Below are 16,687 nucleotides of genomic sequence, written 5' to 3' on the forward strand. Positions count from 1 at the left end.
GGGGGTTCTCTGGCCGGGATCTGTGGATGGTGGGGGTTCTCTGGCCGGGATCTGTGGATGGTGGGGGTTCTCTGGCCGGGTTCCGTGGATGGTGGGGGCTCTCTCACAGAGGTCTGTGGAGGGTGGGGATTGTCTCGCCGGGGTCTGTGGATGCAGGCCCCGGCGTCCGTGGATGACTCCTTGTCCCAGGAGCCCCGGGCGCGTCCCGGGAGTCCCGCGCATCCCGGGAGTCGCGCGGGCGTCCTGGGAGTCCTGGTCGGATGTCCTGGGAGTCCTGGTCGCCTGGGAGTCCTGGTCGGATGTCCTGGGAGTCCCGGTCAGGCGTCCCGGGAGTCTCCGGTCATGTGTCCGGGTCTTGGGTGGCGCGGCAGATGGCGAGGCTCTGGGGTGGCAGTCGCAGCCCGTCGGGGCCCGCCGTCACGTTGTCGTCCGCCGCCAGCAGGACCGTGCTCACCCGTACCGGCAGCGTCACCGTCTCCCCGCTGAAGTTGACCGCCACGCACACCGACTCGCCCCGCCACATGACGAGCCAGTCGCCGCCCTCCCGGTCGTACGTCACCCGCACCCGGTCGAAGCGCGGGTCCGACAGCTCGGGCAGCGCCTTGCGCAGCGCGATCAGGTCGCGGTACCAGCACAGCAGCGACCAGTGCGCCTCCTCCTTCAGCTCCCCCCAGTCCAGCTTGGCGTTCAGGAACGTCTGCTCGTCCGACGGGTTGGGCGCCTCCCACGCGTAGCCGAACCCGTCGAACTCCTTCTCCCTGCGCCCGCCCTCCGTGTCGCGCAGCTCCGGCTCCACGTGGTCGGAGAAGAACGGGAACGGCGTGCGCGCCCCCCACTCCTCCCCCATGAACAGCATGGGCGTGAACGGCGAGGTCAGCAGCAGGCCCGCCCCGAGCTTGAGCGCGGGCATGGGCAGCCGGTCGCCCGCCGGGCGGTTGCCGACCTGGTCGTGGTTCTGGACGCAGGCCACGAGCCGGTGGCCGGGCACCCCCGTGTACGGGCTGCCGTGCGCGCGTTCCCGGAACGTGGAATGGCCCCCGTCGTGGAAGACGCCATGCGTCAGCACCTTGGCCAGGGCCCGCAGGCCGGAGAAGTCCTCGTAGTAGCCGTGGGTCTCGCCGCTGACCGCGGTGTGCAGGGCGTGGTGGACGTCGTCGTTCCACTGCGCGGTCATGCCGAGGCCGCCGGCGTCGAGCGAGCGCACCATGCGCGGGTCGTTGAGGTCGGACTCGGCGATGAGCGACAGCGGCCGGCCCACGGCGCAGGCCAGCGTGTCCACCTCGGCCGACAGCTCGGCCAGCAGGTGCGTGGCCCGCTTGTCGTGCAGGGCGTGGACGGCGTCGAGGCGCAGGCCGTCGATGTGGTAGTCGCGCAGCCACTGCAGCGCGTTCTCGATGAAGTAGCGGCGCACCTCGTCGGAGCCGGGTCCGTCGAGGTTGACCGCCTCGCCCCAGTAGCTGCCCTCGAAGCCGCCGAAGTACGGGCCGAACGGGTGCAGGAAGTTCCCCGACGGGCCCAGGTGGTTGTAGACCACGTCGAGGATGACCCCGATGCCCTCCCGGTGGCAGGCGTCGACGAACGACTTGAGCCCGTCGGGCCCGCCGTACGTCTCGTTGACCGCGTACAGGTCGACCCCGTCGTACCCCCAGTTGCGCCCGCCCGGGACCGGCGCGACCGGCATGATCTCCACGAAGTCGACGCACAGCTCCGACAGGTGGCCGAGCCGCTCGATGGCCGCCTCGAACGTCCCCTCCTGGGTGAACGTGCCGACGTGCAGCTCGTAGATGACCGATCCGCGCAGGTCACGGCCGGTCCACCGCTCGTCGGACCAGGTGAAGTGGCCGTGATCGTAGACGGCGCTCGGGCCGAAGATGCCCTCGGGCTGCCGCCGCGAGCGCGGGTCGGGGTACGGCCCGCCGCCGTCCACCACGTACGCGTACCGCGTCCCGTGGCCGGCCTCCGGCACGTCGGCCCTCCACCAGCCGCCCGGCCGCTGCTCCATGGGACGCCGGCCGCCGAGGACGTCGACCTCGACAGCCGTGGCCTTCGGTGCCCAGACCTCAAAGATCATGTCTCTCCAGAAGTGCGACGGGATGCCGGTTGAGCAGATGCGCCAGAGGGACGCGGCCCGTGTGGACCGCGCCGGTGAGCAGATCGCGCCAGGATCCGGCGGGCAGCGTCAGCGACGTGGCGCCCCAGCCGCCGCGCCGTTCCAGGCCCACCGGCAGACGGGTGGCGATCGCGACGGCCCGGGCCCGGCCCTCGTCGCCCGGGGCGCCGGTTCCGCCCGCCGCCGCGGGGCCGCCCGCCGTGACCGCGCCGCCGGTGACCGGGCCGGCGAACGCGCCGCCGCCCCGCGCGAACGCGATCACATGCTCGGCCGCCTCGCCGTCGGCCGCGAGCGGCGTGTACGCGGCGTCGGCGCCCAGCCGGCGGCGCAGCCGGAGCGCCTGCGTGGTGACCAGCAGCTTGGCCGCGTCCCACTCGGAGGCCGGGGCGCGCGGGTAGCTCACGGGCCGCCGGTTGTCCGGGTCCACCAGGGAGAAGTCGGTCGTCTCGTTGCCCTGGTAGACGTCGGGGACGCCCGGCATCATGAGCTGCACCAGCTTGGCGCCCAGCGAGTTGGACACCGCGTAGCGATCGATCCGCTCGGTGAACTCCCCGACCGGCAGCTTCACGGCGGCCTCGGCGAAGTCGCGCAGCCGCTGCTCGTAGCCGGGATCGGGATTCACCCACGAGATCGCGGTCTTGGCCTCGCGGGCGGCCTTGAGCAGGTAGCCGGCGAAGCGCTCGGCGGAGATGGGCCAGGAGGCCATGAGGTTCTGCCAGGCCAGGTAGTCGAGGTGGGGGTCGTGGGACACCGCCGACGACCAGGCGGCGACCGCCTCCTCCCACTCGGCGGGCAGCTCCGACAGCACCGACAGGCGGGCCCGCACGTCCTCCGAGCGCTTGGTGTCGTGGGTGGACAGCGTGGTCATCGCGTGCGGCCGCATGTCCGCGCAGTACGCGTGGAACTCCTCGACCGGAACCCCGAACACGTCCGGCTCGCCGCCCACCTCGTTCAGGCACGACAGCGGGAACCACCGGTACAGCGCGGTGTCCTCGACGCCCTTGGCCATGACCGGCCCGCACGCCTGCTGGAAGCGGACGACGACCTCGGGCGTGCCGTGCAGGACCTCGTGGGCGAGCCGCCGCGCGGCGGGCGCGCAGGCCGCGGCGGCCGTCTCGACGATCTCGGCCGACTCGGGCGGCACCGGCTCCCCCGGCACCACGTACGCCCGGTAGACCGGCATCGCGGCCAGCAGTTCGGCCACGGTCTCCGGCTCGGAACCGGTCGCCGCGGCCAGGCGCCTGACCTCGGCGCCGAAGAAGAGGTCCAGCACCTCGCGCTTGGAGCGCGCCACCACCTCCCCGTAGTCGGCCGGCTGCCCGGTCAGGCGCGTGAACAGCTCCAGCAGCGGCTGCCTGCCCGCCGGATCCACGAACAGGCCGTTGACGCGGTTGAGCACCTCGTAGCCGGTGGTGCCGTCGCACGGCCAGTCGTCCGGCAGCCGCTCGTGGCCGATGAGGATCTTCTCCACGACGGTCCACGTGTCGCCGGTCCTGGCGCGCAGCCGTTCGAGATAGCCGCGGGGATCGGCGAGCCCGTCGGGGTGGTCGACGCGCAGCCCGTCGACGAGTCCCTCGTCGAGCAGCCAGAAGATCACCTCGTGGGTGGCGAAGAGCACCTCGGGGTCCTCGACGCGCAGCCCGATCAGCGTGGAGACGTCGAAGAAGCGCCGGTATCCCGGCCCCTCGCGCCAGTCGACCAGCCGGTAGTGGCCGGGGTACGGGAACGCGTGCTCGTGGTAGCGCAGCACGTCGCCGTCCACGACGGGCTCGGTGTCGTCGCCCAGGACCGGGAGCGCCACCTTCCCGTCGTCGTCCCACTCGATGTCGAACCAGCGCGCGTACGGCGAGGCTGCGCCGTCGCGCAGCACCGACCAGAACGCGGCGTTGACGGTGTTCATGTGGTTGGGCACGATGTCCACGACGATGCCCAGGTCGTGGGCGGCGAGCCGTTCGGCCATCTCCCGGAAGCCCTTGGCGCCGCCGAACTCCTCGCGGATGCGCGAGTGGTCGGTGACGTCGTAGCCGTGCAGCGAGCCGGGCGTCGCCTGCAGGATCGGCGACAGGTAGACGTGGGTGACCCCCAGGTCGCGCAGGTAGCCGGCGATCTCCCCCACCTGGGCGAACCCGAAGTCGGGGGTGAGCTGGACGCGGTAGGTCGACAGGGGCCTAGACACGGCGCAGCACCCTCACGCTGCGGCCGGGGACGTCCACGCTCTCACCGGCCCGGCAGATCCGGATGTCCAGGCTGATCGGCATCGCCGTGTCGATCTCGGTCTGCCACATCTCTCCGTAGTCCTTGGGGATCGTGAACCTGATGGGCTCGTGGTGGGCGTTGAACAGCAGCAGGAACGAGTCGTCGCGGATGGGCCGGCCGCGCCGGTCGGGCTCGGTGATGGCGTCGCCGTTCAGGAACACGGCCAGCGACTTGGCGTATCCGACGTTCCAGTCTGCGTCGATCATCTCCTCCCCGGCCGGGGTGAGCCAGGCGATGTCGCTCAGACCGCGCACCGGCCGGCCGTAGAAGAACCTCCTGCGCCGGAACACCGGGTGTTTCTTGCGCAGCGCGGCCAGGCTCTGCGTGAACTCCAGCAGCAGCCAGTTCTCCCGCACGTCGGACCAGTCGACCCAGGTCAGCTCGTTGTCCTGGCAGTAGCCGTTGTTGTTGCCCCGCTGCGTGCGCCCCAGTTCGTCGCCGTGCGACAGCATCGGCACGCCCTGCGACAGGAACAGCGTGGTCAGGAAGTTGCGCTTCTGCTGCTCGCGCAGCGACTCGACGGCCAGGTCGGCCGGGCCCTCGGCGCCGCAGTTCCAGGACCGGTTGTCGTCGCTGCCGTCGCGGTTGCCCTCCTTGTTGGCCTCGTTGTGCTTGTGGTCGTAGGAGACGAGGTCCTGCAGGGTGAAGCCGTCGTGGCAGGTGACGAAGTTGATGGAGGCGGCGGGGCGGCGGCTGTCGTCCTGGTAGAGGTCGCTGGAGCCGGTGAGCCGGGAGGCGAACTCGGGCAGCGTCGCCGGCTGGCCGCGCCACAGGTCGCGGATGGTGTCGCGGTAGCGGCCGTTCCACTCGGTCCAGCGCGAGGGGAAGTTGCCCACCTGGTAGCCGCCGGGGCCGACGTCCCACGGCTCGGCGATGAGCTTGACCTGCGAGAGCACCGGGTCCTGCTGCACCAGGTCGAAGAAGGCGCTCAGCCGGTCCACCTCGTGCAGCTCGCGCGCCAGCGTCGAGGCGAGGTCGAAGCGGAAGCCGTCGACGTGCATCTCCGTCACCCAGTAGCGGAGCGAGTCCATGATCATCTGAAGGACGTGCGGTGAGCGCATGAGCAGGCTGTTGCCGGTGCCCGTGGTGTCCATGTAGTAGCGCGGGTCGCCGTCGACGAGCCGGTAGTAGTTGGGGTTGTCGATCCCCTTGAACCCCAGTGTGGGCCCCAGGTGGTTGCCCTCGGCCGTGTGGTTGTAGACGACGTCCAGGATGACCTCGATGCCCGCCTCGTGCAGGGCGCGCACCATGGCCTTGAACTCCAGGACCTGCCCGCCGCGCTGCCCCTGGCTGGAGTAGCGGTTGTGCGGGGCGAAGAAGCCGATCGAGTTGTAGCCCCAGTAGTTCGCCAGCCCGCGCTCCTCCAGCACGTGGTCGGTGACGAACTGGTGGACCGGCATCAGCTCGACGGCCGTCACGCCGAGCTTGGTCAGGTGGTCCAGGATCTCGGGGTGGCCCAGGGCCGCGTACGTGCCGCGCAGGTGCTCGGGGATCTTCGGGTGCCGCACGGTGAGCCCGCGCACGTGCGCCTCGTAGATCACGGTGTCGTGGTACGGCGTGGCGGGCGGCCGGTCGTGGCCCCACCCGAAGAACGGGTTGATCACGATGGAGCGCGGCATGTACGGGGCGGAGTCCATGTCGTTGCGCGAGTCGGGCTGGCCGAACCGATAGCCGTACACCGCCTCGTTCCACTTCACGTCGCCCTCGATGGCCATCGCGTACGGGTCGAGCAGCAGCTTGGCCGGGTTGCACCGCAGCCCCTTGGCCGGGTCGTACGGGCCGTGCACGCGGTAGCCGTAACGCTGGCCGGGATTCACCCCGGGCAGGTAACCGTGCCAGATGAAGCCGTCCACCTCCGGCAGCGCCACGCGGGTCTCCTGCCCCTGCTCGTCGAACAGGCACAGCTCCACCTTGTCGGCGGCCTCGGTGTAGAGCGAGAAGTTGGTGCCCGCGCCGTCGTAGGTGGCCCCGAGCGGATAGGGGTCTCCCGGCCAGACTTCGATCATCAAGGCTCCCTTGCGGCTCTTCCCCATGTTGCGTTCCCCCGCCCTGCCGGACAAGCACCACCGGACCGGCGCCATCCGGCGAGCGCCACCGGCCGGGCGCGGTCCCCGTGGACGGATCAGGTCCTTCCCACAGATCGCGGCCTTAGCCCGCCGCCGGGCACCGGTTTGGGCCCGCTTTCACCTGCCGCTTCGCGCGAGGAGCAGGTGAAGCGTTTGACCGCCCGCTCCCGGGTCATGTAGGCGTTCCATGGGTGGATTCAAGAAGTTCCTCTTACGGGGCAACATCGTGGAGCTGGCCGTCGCGGTGATCGTGGGGGCCACGTTCAGCGGGCTCGTGCAGGCGCTGGTCGCCGACCTCATCACCCCGCTGATCGGCGCCGTGACCGGCGGGCGGCAGCCCGACTTCGCCGACTTCTCCTTCACGGTCAACGGCAGCCAGTTCAAGTACGGCGACTTCCTCAACCACCTCATCAGCTTCCTCATCATCGCGGCCGTCGTGTACTGGCTCGTGGTCCTGCCCATGACCCGGCTGGTCAGCCTGTTCGACCATCACAAGGAGGCGACGACCAAGCAGTGCCCGGAGTGCCTGAGCGACATCCTGGCCGAGGCGCGCCGGTGCGCGCACTGCACCGTCGTGCTGGTGCCCGACTCCGAGAAGCCCGCGATCGCCGACCCGCGGTAGCCGCCGGAGTCTGGGAAGAACATCCCCGGCATTGGGCGAGGCTTGGGGCGAACAGGGCACAGATCGGGGCACAGGAGGGCGGAAGTCACCGGGGTGCCCAGTACGCATGGGCTGTGGGGTTTTGGCAGGTTGTGGGCTTCAAGGGTGCCGCCGGTTGGGCAAGATGGGCGGGTGAGCGTTGAGTTGATGGTCTGGGACGAGCCCGTGCCGATCTCCAGGGACGAGGCGCGGGCCGCGTACCTGGCCGCGAAGAAGGGCAGGCCGGTCCAGGGCGAGCTGCCGCAGGTGGCCAAGGAGCTGCCGGGGCTGGTCACGGTGTTCCCCGGGCACGTGCTGGTGACGATGGACCCGGAGTCGATGGACGAGATGTCCGCCCAGGTGTTCGCCATCGCCCGGGCCCACGGGCTGGTCTGCTACGACCCGCAGCGCGACCTCGTCCACAACGTCGGGCCGCTCGGCGTGTACCAGGGCATGCAGCTCCACACCGGTGACGGCATGATCGTCCATGATCCCGACCTGGGGCTGGTCCACGACGTCCTGGCCACCCTGTCGGCGCAGAACCCGTTCGCCGCGCTGGTGACGTTCGGGCACCACTTCATCCAGGTCTCACCGGCCGAGCCGGCCGAGCCCGCCGAACCCACCGCGCCGGCCGGCTACGAGGTGGAGTACAAGGAAGGGCACATGGTGCGGACGCTGATGCCGCGCCTCGACGACGTGCGACAGGCCTTCCACGAGTACGCCACGGGCGAGCGCGCCTTCCTCACGCGTCACGACTGGTCTTCGTGACCTCCTCACCGGTCGCGGCGGCGCGTGGCGGTGGCAGGATCGGCGGGATGAGAACCCATTACCCGCCCATCGAGCCCTACGACTCCGGCTTCCTCGACGTGGGCGACGGCAACGAGATCTACTGGGAGGTCGTCGGCAACCCGGACGGCAAGCCCGCGGTCATGCTGCACGGCGGCCCCGGCGGCGGCTGCACCGCCAAGCACCGCCGGCAGTGGAACCCCGACCTGTACAAGGTCGTGCTGTTCGACCAGCGCAACTGCGGGCGCAGCCGTCCCCACGCCGCCGACGCCGCCACGTCGCTGGAGCACAACACCACCTGGCACCTCGTCGCCGACATGGAACGCCTGCGCGAGCACCTCGGCATCGAGGCCTGGCAGGTGTTCGGCGGGTCGTGGGGCAGCGCGCTCGCCCTGGCGTACGCCCAGACCCACCCCGAGCGGACGACCGAGCTGGTGCTGCGCGGCATCTTCACGCTGCGCCCCCACGAGCTGCGCTGGTTCTACCAGGAGGGGGCCTCCTTCCTGTTCCCCGACCGGTGGGAGACGTACCTGGCGCCGATCCCCGAGGAGGAGCGGGGCGACCTCATGGCCGCCTTCCGCCGCCGCCTGGAGGGCGACGACCCCGAGCAGCGGCTGGCGGCGGCCCGGGCGTGGGCCCAGTGGGAGGCGTCCACGATCACGCTGCTGCCGGACGAGCAGCTCGTCGCGGAGTTCGGCGAGGAGCGCATGGCGGTGGCCTTCTCCCGGATCGAGAACCACTACTTCGCCCACCTGGGCTGGTTCGAGCCCGAGCAGCTCATCCGCGACGTCGGCAAGATCCGCCACATCCCGGCCGTCATCGTGCAGGGCCGCTACGACGCCTGCACGCCCATGGCCACGGCCTGGGACCTGCACCGGGCCTGGCCCGAGGCGGAGTTCCACGTGGTGGCGGACGCGGGGCACGCCGCCACCGAGCCGGGCATCGTGGACCGGCTCATCGCGGCGACAGACGGCTTCGCGCGAGGCGTACCATCGGCGTGACCGCGCCGACCAGCAGCAGCGTGCACAGCGGAGCCAGCGTCACCCCGATGAGGAAGCCCCCCGCCACGTCGTGCGGGTAGTGGACGCCGACGAACACGCGTGAGAACGCCATGACCGCCGCCAGCGGCAGCACCACCCAGGCGAGGGAGCGCCAGGCCAGCACGAGCGCGCCCGCGGCGCCGGCGGCGATCACGGAGTGGTTGCTGGGGAACGACCAGTCGTCCGGCGGCGGGCACGCGGCGATCGTCGCGATCCCGCCCCGGCACGGCCGGTCCTCCCTGACGACGGTCTTGAGGACCTCGCTGAAGACGTACGCGCACACCACACCGGCCGGTCCGGCGATCGCGATCGCCAGGTCGCGCGCGGGCCCGTTGCGGGCCCGCCACCAGCACAGGACGAACAACGCCGCGAACAGGAACAGGCCGGCGTCGGTGCCGACCTCGGCGAGGCCGTGCAGCCATCCGGGCGTGCTGAGAGCGAAGTCGACGATGTCGCGGTACACACGTGTCCAATCGGTGAACGAGCAGTGACACGACCTTACGGAAGATCATCGGTGCTCGCGTCGGACTCCCGGCCGATTCCCTGGTGCCGCCCTCGTCCGATCGGCCGACCCGCCGGATGGGCGGGGTAGGGCGAGGACGGGCCGGGTAGAGAGGCATGCGTGATCGGAGAGCACGTGATCGTCGGCTACACCGCCGACGCCGGTGGACGTGACGCTCTCGCCCTCGGCGCCGCGATCTCGCGGGTCACCGGCGGCGAGCTGACCGTGGCGACGATCTACCCGCCCGGCAGTCCCGGCGAGGCCGTGGAGGCGCAGGCGAACCTGGCGCACGCGGCCGAGGAGCTGAACGGCCTGCCCGCCGAGTACGTCACCTACGAGAGCCGGGGCGTGGGACGCGGGCTGTCGGTGCTGGCCAGCCGCATCCGCGCCGACCTCATCGTGGCCGGTTCGGCGGACGGCGGGCAGCGGGGGCGCATCGGGATCGGCTCCACCTCGGACCACCTGCTGCACCTGTCACCGGAGGCGGTGATGCTGGCGCCCGCCGGCTACCGCCCGCCCGAGGAGGCGGGCCGGCTGACGCTCGCCTACGTCCACCGGCCCCAGTGCGACGCGGCCGTCGAACGGGTGGCGCAAACGGCGCTGCGGCTGGGCGTGCCGCTGCGGCTCATCACGCTCGACCTGCGCACGGACGATCCCGGCCGGCTCCGCGACGACCTGGCCCTCGCCGTACGGCTGGCGTGGGAGACCACCGGCATCGAGGCCGGGGCGGAGATCGCCGAGGGGCACGACGTGGCGGAGGCGCTGGCGACGCTGGAGTGGGAGCCGGGCGAGCTGCTGGTGTGCGCGGCGAGCGAGGACGCGCAGCCGCACCGGGTCTTCCTCGGGGAGCTGGCCATGAAGGTGCTGCGGGCGGCGCCGTGCCCGGTCACCGTGCTGCCCCGCGGCTTCGACTGACGGATCCCCACCGGACGCGGCCCGCGCCCGCCGTGACCGCGGGCCGCGTCCGTGGGAGGCCGGGATCAGACGCCGAGGCGCCACCTCCTCATCGTCGCCTCGTACAGCTCCAGGTAGCGCTCGGCCATGACGCCGGGCGTGAAGCGGCGGGCCGCCTCCGCGCGGCACTCCTCCGGGTCGATCTCGTCCACCCGCAGCACGTACTCGGCCAGTTCCTCCTCGGTGTCGGCGAGCCATCCGGTGCGGCCGTGGTCGATCAGCTCGGCCAGGCAGCCCCGGCGCAGCCCCACGACGGGCACGCCGAGCGCCAGCGCCTCGACCACGGCGGTGCCGCCCGGCTCGTCCCACTGGACGGGGAACAGGGCGGCCCGCGCCGAGCCGTACAGCTCGTCGCGTAACCGGCCCTCGACGGTCCCCACCCAGCGGACCAGGTCGCCGTCGAGGTAGGGGCCGACCGCCTCCAGGTGGTAGCGGACGTCCGGGTGGCCGTGCAGCGGGTGGTACGGGTCCTGGGCGACGGCGTCGAGCTCGGCCGCCGTGCCGAGGCCGCTCACCGGCCCGGCGAGCACGAGCGGCAGGCCGAGCTTCTGGCAGATCCGGGCCGCGATGTGCTGCCCCTTGAGCCGGCAGACCCGCCCCATGACCACCAGGTGCTCGCCGGGCTCGGCCCGGGGGGCGGCCCCGGCGAGTGGGGTGGCCAGGTGGACCGCGCCGAGCGCCGCCGAGCGCAGGGCGGCCGGCGCGAGGCGGAGCTGCGACTCCGACACGCCGTTGACCGCGATCGAGCTGGGGAAGGCGCCGTAGAACGCGGGGTGCTTGCGCAGGTCCCAGTGGAGGGTGTGCAGCACGGGCGGACCGCCGAGGGCGGAGAGGACGGCCGGGCCGACCACCTCCAGGTGGTCGTGGACGAGGTCCACGTCGTCGCGGCGCCGCACCTCGCGCGCCACCATCGCCTGGTGGGCGTGCGCGACGCCCATGACCTGGTTGTACGGTTTCTGCAGCTCCGCGAACTGGCCGGCGTCGTAGACGCTGACCAGCTCGTCCACCTCCAGCGTGCTCGACCCGACGGAGGCGAGGACGACCCGCACCCCGCGCTCGCGCAGCGCGGGCACGAGCGTGGCCACGACGTTCTCGATGCCGCCGTAGCCGGGGGGCGGCACCGGCAGCCACGGGCCCGTGTTGACCAGCACGTTCATGCGACGTCCTCCTCGGCGAGCAGCGAGGCGAGCGGGGGACGCTCGGCCACGACGACGTTCATGAGCGATGCCTGCCCGTCGAGCCCGAACTGCAGGAGCGTGCGGGCCGGGGGCTGGGCGGCCACGACCCGTCCCTGACGTTCGAGCCGGGTCCAGGCGGTGTGCAGGATCTGCCCGGACATGCGGCCGAGCGCGGCGGTGGACTGGTGGGAGTGGACGCGCACGCCCAGGTCGACCTGGGCCATGGCGTCGAGGCCGACGAGCTCCAGCAGGTCCACCAGGAGTCCCAGCTCGACGCCGTACTCGGTGACGAACGGGACCTGCTCCAGGGTCTCGCGCCGAGCGGCGTACTCACCGCCGAGCGGCTGGTGGAACCCGGCCAGCTCGGGCCAGAACATGTTGAGGATCGGGCGGGCCACCAGCTCGGTGACCCGTCCGCCGCCTCCCCGCAGCCTCACCCCGTCGGCTCCGGTGAACGGCCGCTCGAAGGCGCCCTTGACGAACTGGATGCCGGGGTCGGTCAGCAGCGGCCCGAGCAGGCCGGTGACGAAGTGCGCGCCGAAGTCACGCAGGTCGGCGTCGACGAAGACGACGATGTCCCCGCTGGAGGCCGCCAGTCCCTTCCAGAGGGCCTCGCCCTTCCCGGTGAGGGGCGGCAGGTGGGAGAGCACCGCGTTCTGCGCCACGACGCGGGCTCCCGCCGCGGCGGCCCGCTCGGCCGTCGCGTCGGTGGAGTTGGAGTCGACCACGAGAATCTCGTCCACGAGCGGGATCCGCTCGACGAGTTCGCGGCGGATCACGGTGACGATGTCGCCGACTGTCGGCTCCTCGTCGCGCGCCGGCAGGACGACGCTGACCGTGGTCGTTCCCTTGGCGAGGAGCAGGGCATCGGGAGCCCACTCGGCCGCGGTGCTCGAGTGGGGACCGTACCATTCCCGAGCCCTGGCCAAGGCCCGCAGATCTGTCTCCATGCACTCAGCCCCGTTCTGTTTAGGGGGTCACGGTCGCGCATATGTTCCCTATTGCCGGGAGTTTGAACGTGTTGTTTGATTTTGCGTAAAAGTGGGATATGCGAGATGTGTCCTCAATCACCCGTGTAGGCATCATCGGTGCCGGAAATGTCGCTGCGCGTCACGCGGACGTGCTGTCAGGTTTTCCCGACGTGGTGATCACCGGAATCGCCGACGTCGATCCCCTGAAGGCCGAGGCGCTCGCGGAGCGTCATGGAGTCCCGGCTTTTGACGGCCACGCCGGGCTGTTGGAGGCGGGCGGACTCGACGCAGTATACGTCTGTGTGCCCCCATTCGCGCACGGTAAGCCCGAGCAAGATGTCCTGTCGTGCAATCTCCCGATTTTTGTCGAAAAACCCCTCGCACTCGACCTGGAGACCGCGGAAAACATCGCGTCCGAAATTCGGCGGCGCGGCCTGCCGTCGGCGGTCGGCCATCACTGGCGCTACCTGGACGTTCTCGACCGGGCGCGGGATCTGCTGGCCGACCGGCCGGTACGGCTGGCGCTCGGCCACTGGCTCGACAAGGTGCCCCCGGTCGGCTGGTGGCTGGATCCGGCCCGCTCGGGCGGCCAGGTCGTGGAGCAGGCGGTCCACGTCCTGGATCTGGCCCGGGTCCTGGTCGGCGAGGTCGCCATGGTGCACTCCGTGCCCGCCGCGGGCGACGGTCCCGCCGACGGGGAGGTGGATCGGGCCGTGGCCGCCGTGCTGCGCTTCGCGGACGGCGCCACGGGCACGCTGGCCACGACGAGCCTGCTGCGCCACAAGCACCGGGCCGGCCTGGAGGTGTACGCGGACGGCGTCGCCCTGGAGCTGACCGAGACCTCGCTGACCGTCAACGGCACCGAGGTGGTCGAGGACGCGGGCCGGGCGAAGACGCTGGTCGACCGGGCGTTCATCGACGCCGTGCGCGACGGGGAGGGCGACGTGCGGGTGCCGTACGACGAGGCGCTGCGCACCCACCGGCTGGCGCTCGCGCTGGCCCGGTCGGCGACGCTGGGAAGGCCGGTGACGCTCGATGGCTGACCCCGCGACCGACCCGACGGAAGCGACCCAAGCGACCCAAGCGACCGATGCGACAGTCCGCAGCAGCGTGCTCTGTGTGGCGGCGCCCGGCGAGGTCACGCTGGTCGAGGAGGAGCTGCCCGCGGTGCCCGAGGGCGGCTTCCGGGTGGAGACCGTCTACAGCGGGATCTCCGCCGGCACCGAGCTGACCTACGTCAAGGGCACCAACCCGTACCTGGCCGCCTCGTGGGACCGGGCGCTCGGCCTGTTCCGGCCGGGCGCCCCGGCGCTCGCCTATCCCGTGCGCGGCATCGGGTACATGCAGGTCGGCCGGGTGGCCGAGACCCGCACCGGGGCCGTGCGCGAGGGCGCGCTGGTGGCCATGGCCTACGGCCACCGCACCGGCTACGTGGCCGACCCGCTGGCGGACCGCTTCGTGGAGCTGCCGCCCGGCCTCGACCCGGTGCTCGGCGTCTACGTCGCCCACATGGGGCCGATCTGCGCCAACGGGCTGCTGCACGCCGCCGCCGATCTGCACGGGCCGGCCGTGCGTGACCTGGGGGACGGCGTGCGCGGGCGGCGCGTGGCCGTCGTCGGGGCGGGCGTGGTGGGGCTGCTGACGGCCTCGTTCGCGCTGGAGCACGGCGCGGCGGAGGTCGTGGTGGCCGACGAGACGCCCGAGCGGCTGCTGATCGCCGAAGCCCTGGGCGCCCGCCCGCTGGCCGTGAACGCGGGCGACGGCGACCCGGCGGCGGAGCTGAAGCGCCGCTGGCGGCACGGCCCCGACGACCGGGGCGCCGACGTGGTGTTCCAGTGCCGCGGGCAGGCCAGGGCGCTCGCGCTGGCCCTGCGGATGCTGCGCCCGCAGGGCACGGTCGTGGACCTCGCCTTCTACACCCAGGGGGCGGACGAGGTGCGGCTCGGCGAGGAGTTCCACCACAACGGGCTGTCGCTGCGGTGCGCGCAGATCGGCCGGGTGCCGCGCGGGCTCGCCCACGCCTGGGACCGGGAGCGGCTGTCGTACGAGACGGTCGCCCTGCTCGAACGGCGTGGTGCGGCGCTACGCGAGCACCTCGTCACCGAGGTCGCCGGCTTCGCCGAGGCGCCGCGCCTCCTCGCGGATCTGGCCGCCCGCCGGCGTCACTCCGTCCAGGCCGTCCTGCGCGGCGACGTCCAGGATGAGGGCGGCTGACCAGCTGAAGTCGTGGCAGCCGTGCCCTTCCAGCGTGAACGGGTCGAAGTACTCGCGGAACCCGGACGCGGTGACGGCCCTGACCATGCCCTCGGCCAGCGGCGCGGCCAGGTCGGGCCGGCGTCGCCGCAGGCCCCGCCAGATCAGCCAGGTGAGGTTGATCCAGGCGGGGCCCCGCCAGTAGCGCACCGGGTCGAACTCGGGCGCGGCCGGGGCGAAGCTGGGCACGACGCCGTCCTTGAGCCCGAACCGGTCGAGCCCGGTGCCGATCAGCTCGTTGACCAGCTCACGGGGCAGGCCGGGCAGCATGAGCGGGGTCAGTCCGGCGGCGCTGTTGGAGCGCACGAGGCAGCCGGTGAGCACGTCGCGGGCGTGGAAGAGGCCGTCGTCGTAGAGGTGCTCGGCCATCGCGGAGGTGACGGCGGCGGCCTCCCGGGCGTGCGGCTCGGGGTCGAGCCCGATCACCCGCGCGATCCGCCCCAGCGCCACCTCCGCCACACCGTACGCGGCGTTGAACAGCGGGTCCTCCACCCGGAAGGCGTCGGAGCGGCGGTAGCCGGTGTCGCGGTAGGCGCGGGCGAGGGAGGTGTAGCGCGCGTAGTCGCGGTCGGTGGGCCGCTCCTCCACGCTGACGTGGGTGGTGTCGCGGCGCACGAACGCGGACGGCTCGGGCTCGACGACGGCCAGTGGCAGGTCCCAGGCCGGGCTGTTGTCCATGCCCGACTCCCAGGGGTGCACGATCGAGATCAGCCCCTCGGGCGAGCGCCGGGCCGAGCGCAGGAACTCCTGCTGGGCGACCAGGCGCGGATAGATCCGCCGCAGGAAGGCCGGGTCGGGCTCGGCCAGGTGGACGCGCCAGGCGGCCAGCGCGTGGACGGGCGGCTGCACGATCCCCGAGGTCCTGACCCCGGACGGGGCGCTGACCTGCCAGAACTCCGGGCCGGGGAAGTAGGCGCCCTCGGGCACCGCCGGGTTGAACACGATGTGCGGCACCCGGCCGTCGCGCCACTGCGCGCCGAACAGCGTCAGCAGCTCCGAGCGGGCCCGGCGCGGCGACCACCGGGCGTTGCCGATCGCGATGAAGGCGGAGTCCCAGCTCCACTGGTGGGGGTAGAGGGTGCGGGAGGGGACCGTGTAGCTGCCGTCCCAGTTGGCGACGAGCACGCGGACGGCGTCGCGGAGGATCATAGGAATTTCCTGATGAAGGAGGCGGTCTGGGGAAGGACGATCTCCGGCTCACCCCGAAGGCGGCATTCCAGCGCGAGATAGCCGTCGTAGCCGGCGGCGTCGAGGGCGGCGAGCTGCGCCGCCCAGTCGAGGTGGCCGGTGCCGGGCTGGTTGCGGTTGGACTCGCTGACCTGCATGTGCGCGAGGTAGGGGGCGGCCTCCAGGATCGAGCGGCAGGGATCGTCCTCCTCGATGTTCATGTGGTACGTGTCACCTGCCACCCGGATCGTGTCCATCGAACAGTACGACACCGCCTCGGCCAGCGTGTTCACCATGTGGTTCTCGTACCGGTTGAGCGGCTCCAGCATGATGAGCACGCCGTTGCGCTGGGCGTGCTCGCCCAGCGTGGCCAGCGCCTCGGCCAGCACCTCGCGGTCCTCGTCGGGGCCGCGGGGCGGCTCGAACGGCGGCAGCCGGCGCGAGAACTGCCCCCAGGAGGCCGGGGTCATGACGCCGATGCCGCCCAGCTCGGCGATCACGGTGAGCTGGGACCTGAGCTGCTGGATGGCGTCCTTGCGCAGGACCGGGTCGAAGTCGCCGATGAAGTGCGGCATGTCCACGCACACGGTCGGCATCACGACGCCGTCGGCGCGGGCCCGCTTGAGCTCGGTGAGGCGGGTGGCGAAGTGGAAGTCGCCCTTGCCGCGCAGCTCGATGGCGTCGAAGCCGGCGTCGAGCGCGAAGGCGAACTTCTCCTGCAGGGTGCGGCCGGGCAGAAGCTGCTCCTGGACGGAAAGCTGCAC

Annotated in this window: 13 protein-coding genes and 1 pseudogene; 6 read left to right on the forward strand and 8 right to left on the reverse strand. The window is 71.9% G+C overall.

Features of this window, described 5'->3' with window-relative positions; translation table 11 throughout:
* Positions 1 to 340: 340 nt before the first annotated feature.
* The 3 genes from treZ to glgX are packed head-to-tail and all read right to left on the reverse strand — an operon-like array spanning position 341 to position 6,372.
* Entirely contained in the window at positions 341 to 2,071 is a 1,731-nt protein-coding gene (gene treZ, locus HTZ77_RS35425) for a malto-oligosyltrehalose trehalohydrolase (protein WP_175594110.1), read from the reverse strand.
* A complete protein-coding gene (treY, locus tag HTZ77_RS35430) occupies positions 2,061 to 4,286 on the reverse strand; it encodes a malto-oligosyltrehalose synthase (RefSeq protein ID WP_175594111.1) in 2,226 nt (741 codons plus the stop codon). Before treY ends, treZ begins: the two co-directional genes overlap by 11 nt.
* Positions 4,279 to 6,372, reverse strand: a complete 2,094-nt coding sequence (glgX, locus tag HTZ77_RS35435) for a glycogen debranching protein GlgX (protein WP_175594112.1) — start codon at positions 6,370 to 6,372, stop codon at positions 4,279 to 4,281. Before glgX ends, treY begins: the two co-directional genes overlap by 8 nt.
* 247 nt (positions 6,373 to 6,619) lie before the next feature.
* Between glgX and mscL the strand changes: the two genes are divergently transcribed.
* The 3 genes from mscL (at position 6,620) to pip (ending at position 8,859) form a co-directional block, all read left to right on the forward strand.
* A complete protein-coding gene (gene mscL / locus HTZ77_RS35440) occupies positions 6,620 to 7,054 on the forward strand; it encodes a large conductance mechanosensitive channel protein MscL (RefSeq protein WP_175594113.1) in 435 nt (144 codons plus the stop codon).
* 171 nt (positions 7,055 to 7,225) lie between these two features.
* A complete protein-coding gene (locus HTZ77_RS35445) occupies positions 7,226 to 7,840 on the forward strand; it encodes a hypothetical protein (protein ID WP_328808954.1) in 615 nt (204 codons plus the stop codon).
* A gap of 47 nt (positions 7,841 to 7,887) precedes the next feature.
* On the forward strand, positions 7,888 to 8,859 hold the full coding sequence (pip, locus tag HTZ77_RS35450; protein ID WP_175594114.1) for a prolyl aminopeptidase: 972 nt from the start codon (positions 7,888 to 7,890) through the stop codon (positions 8,857 to 8,859).
* Here pip and HTZ77_RS35455 read toward each other — a convergent pair.
* Positions 8,813 to 9,361, reverse strand: a complete 549-nt coding sequence (locus HTZ77_RS35455) for a phosphatase PAP2 family protein (RefSeq protein WP_175594115.1) — start codon at positions 9,359 to 9,361, stop codon at positions 8,813 to 8,815. The two genes, pip and HTZ77_RS35455, sit on opposite strands and share 47 nt — an antisense overlap.
* Positions 9,362 to 9,520: 159 nt before the next feature.
* Between HTZ77_RS35455 and HTZ77_RS48485 the strand changes: the two genes are divergently transcribed.
* Positions 9,521 to 10,315: a universal stress protein gene (locus tag HTZ77_RS48485; RefSeq protein ID WP_328808955.1), complete on the forward strand. Its 795-nt coding sequence runs from the start codon at positions 9,521 to 9,523 to the stop codon at positions 10,313 to 10,315.
* 65 nt (positions 10,316 to 10,380) lie between these two features.
* Here HTZ77_RS48485 and HTZ77_RS35465 read toward each other — a convergent pair whose 3' ends face one another.
* Positions 10,381 to 11,511, reverse strand: a complete 1,131-nt coding sequence (locus HTZ77_RS35465) for a glycosyltransferase (protein ID WP_175594116.1) — start codon at positions 11,509 to 11,511, stop codon at positions 10,381 to 10,383.
* Positions 11,508 to 12,482 carry a glucosyl-3-phosphoglycerate synthase gene (locus HTZ77_RS35470; RefSeq protein WP_175594117.1) on the reverse strand — a complete coding sequence of 325 codons (975 nt, stop codon included), beginning with the start codon at positions 12,480 to 12,482 and terminating at the stop codon, positions 11,508 to 11,510. Before HTZ77_RS35470 ends, HTZ77_RS35465 begins: the two co-directional genes overlap by 4 nt.
* A 98-nt stretch (positions 12,483 to 12,580) precedes the next feature.
* Between HTZ77_RS35470 and HTZ77_RS35475 the strand changes: the two genes are divergently transcribed.
* Both HTZ77_RS35475 and HTZ77_RS35480 read left to right on the forward strand, forming a co-directional pair.
* Complete coding sequence (locus HTZ77_RS35475; RefSeq protein ID WP_175594118.1) at positions 12,581 to 13,546, forward strand: Gfo/Idh/MocA family protein; 966 nt, start codon at positions 12,581 to 12,583, stop codon at positions 13,544 to 13,546.
* A 76-nt stretch (positions 13,547 to 13,622) separates the two neighbouring features.
* Positions 13,623 to 14,717 carry a zinc-binding dehydrogenase gene (locus HTZ77_RS35480; protein ID WP_328808956.1) on the forward strand — a complete coding sequence of 365 codons (1,095 nt, stop codon included), beginning with the start codon at positions 13,623 to 13,625 and terminating at the stop codon, positions 14,715 to 14,717.
* A gap of 9 nt (positions 14,718 to 14,726) precedes the next feature.
* Here the strand turns inward: HTZ77_RS35480 and HTZ77_RS48870 are convergent.
* Positions 14,727 to 15,905, reverse strand: a pseudogene (locus HTZ77_RS48870) (MGH1-like glycoside hydrolase domain-containing protein); the annotation flags it as partial.
* Positions 15,902 to 16,687 (reverse strand): sugar phosphate isomerase/epimerase family protein, encoded by a 786-nt coding sequence (locus tag HTZ77_RS35490; protein WP_175594120.1) that lies wholly within the window; start codon positions 16,685 to 16,687, stop codon positions 15,902 to 15,904. The gene HTZ77_RS35490 and the pseudogene HTZ77_RS48870, both read right to left, overlap by 4 nt.

It is taken from the genome of Nonomuraea montanisoli, assembly GCF_013363975.1.
GTDB classification, from domain to species: Bacteria; Actinomycetota; Actinomycetes; order Streptosporangiales; family Streptosporangiaceae; genus Nonomuraea; species Nonomuraea montanisoli.

Coding starts and splice junctions, on each gene's coding strand:
- treZ (WP_175594110.1), bottom strand. CDS start 2,071: ATGATCTTTGAGGTCTGGGCACCGAAGGCCACGGCTGTCGAGGTCGAC.
- glgX (WP_175594112.1), bottom strand. CDS start 6,372: ATGATCGAAGTCTGGCCGGGAGACCCCTATCCGCTCGGGGCCACCTAC.
- mscL (WP_175594113.1), top strand. CDS start 6,620: ATGGGTGGATTCAAGAAGTTCCTCTTACGGGGCAACATCGTGGAGCTG.
- pip (WP_175594114.1), top strand. CDS start 7,888: ATGAGAACCCATTACCCGCCCATCGAGCCCTACGACTCCGGCTTCCTC.
- HTZ77_RS35465 (WP_175594116.1), bottom strand. CDS start 11,511: ATGAACGTGCTGGTCAACACGGGCCCGTGGCTGCCGGTGCCGCCCCCC.
- HTZ77_RS35470 (WP_175594117.1), bottom strand. CDS start 12,482: ATGGAGACAGATCTGCGGGCCTTGGCCAGGGCTCGGGAATGGTACGGT.
- HTZ77_RS35475 (WP_175594118.1), top strand. CDS start 12,581: ATGCGAGATGTGTCCTCAATCACCCGTGTAGGCATCATCGGTGCCGGA.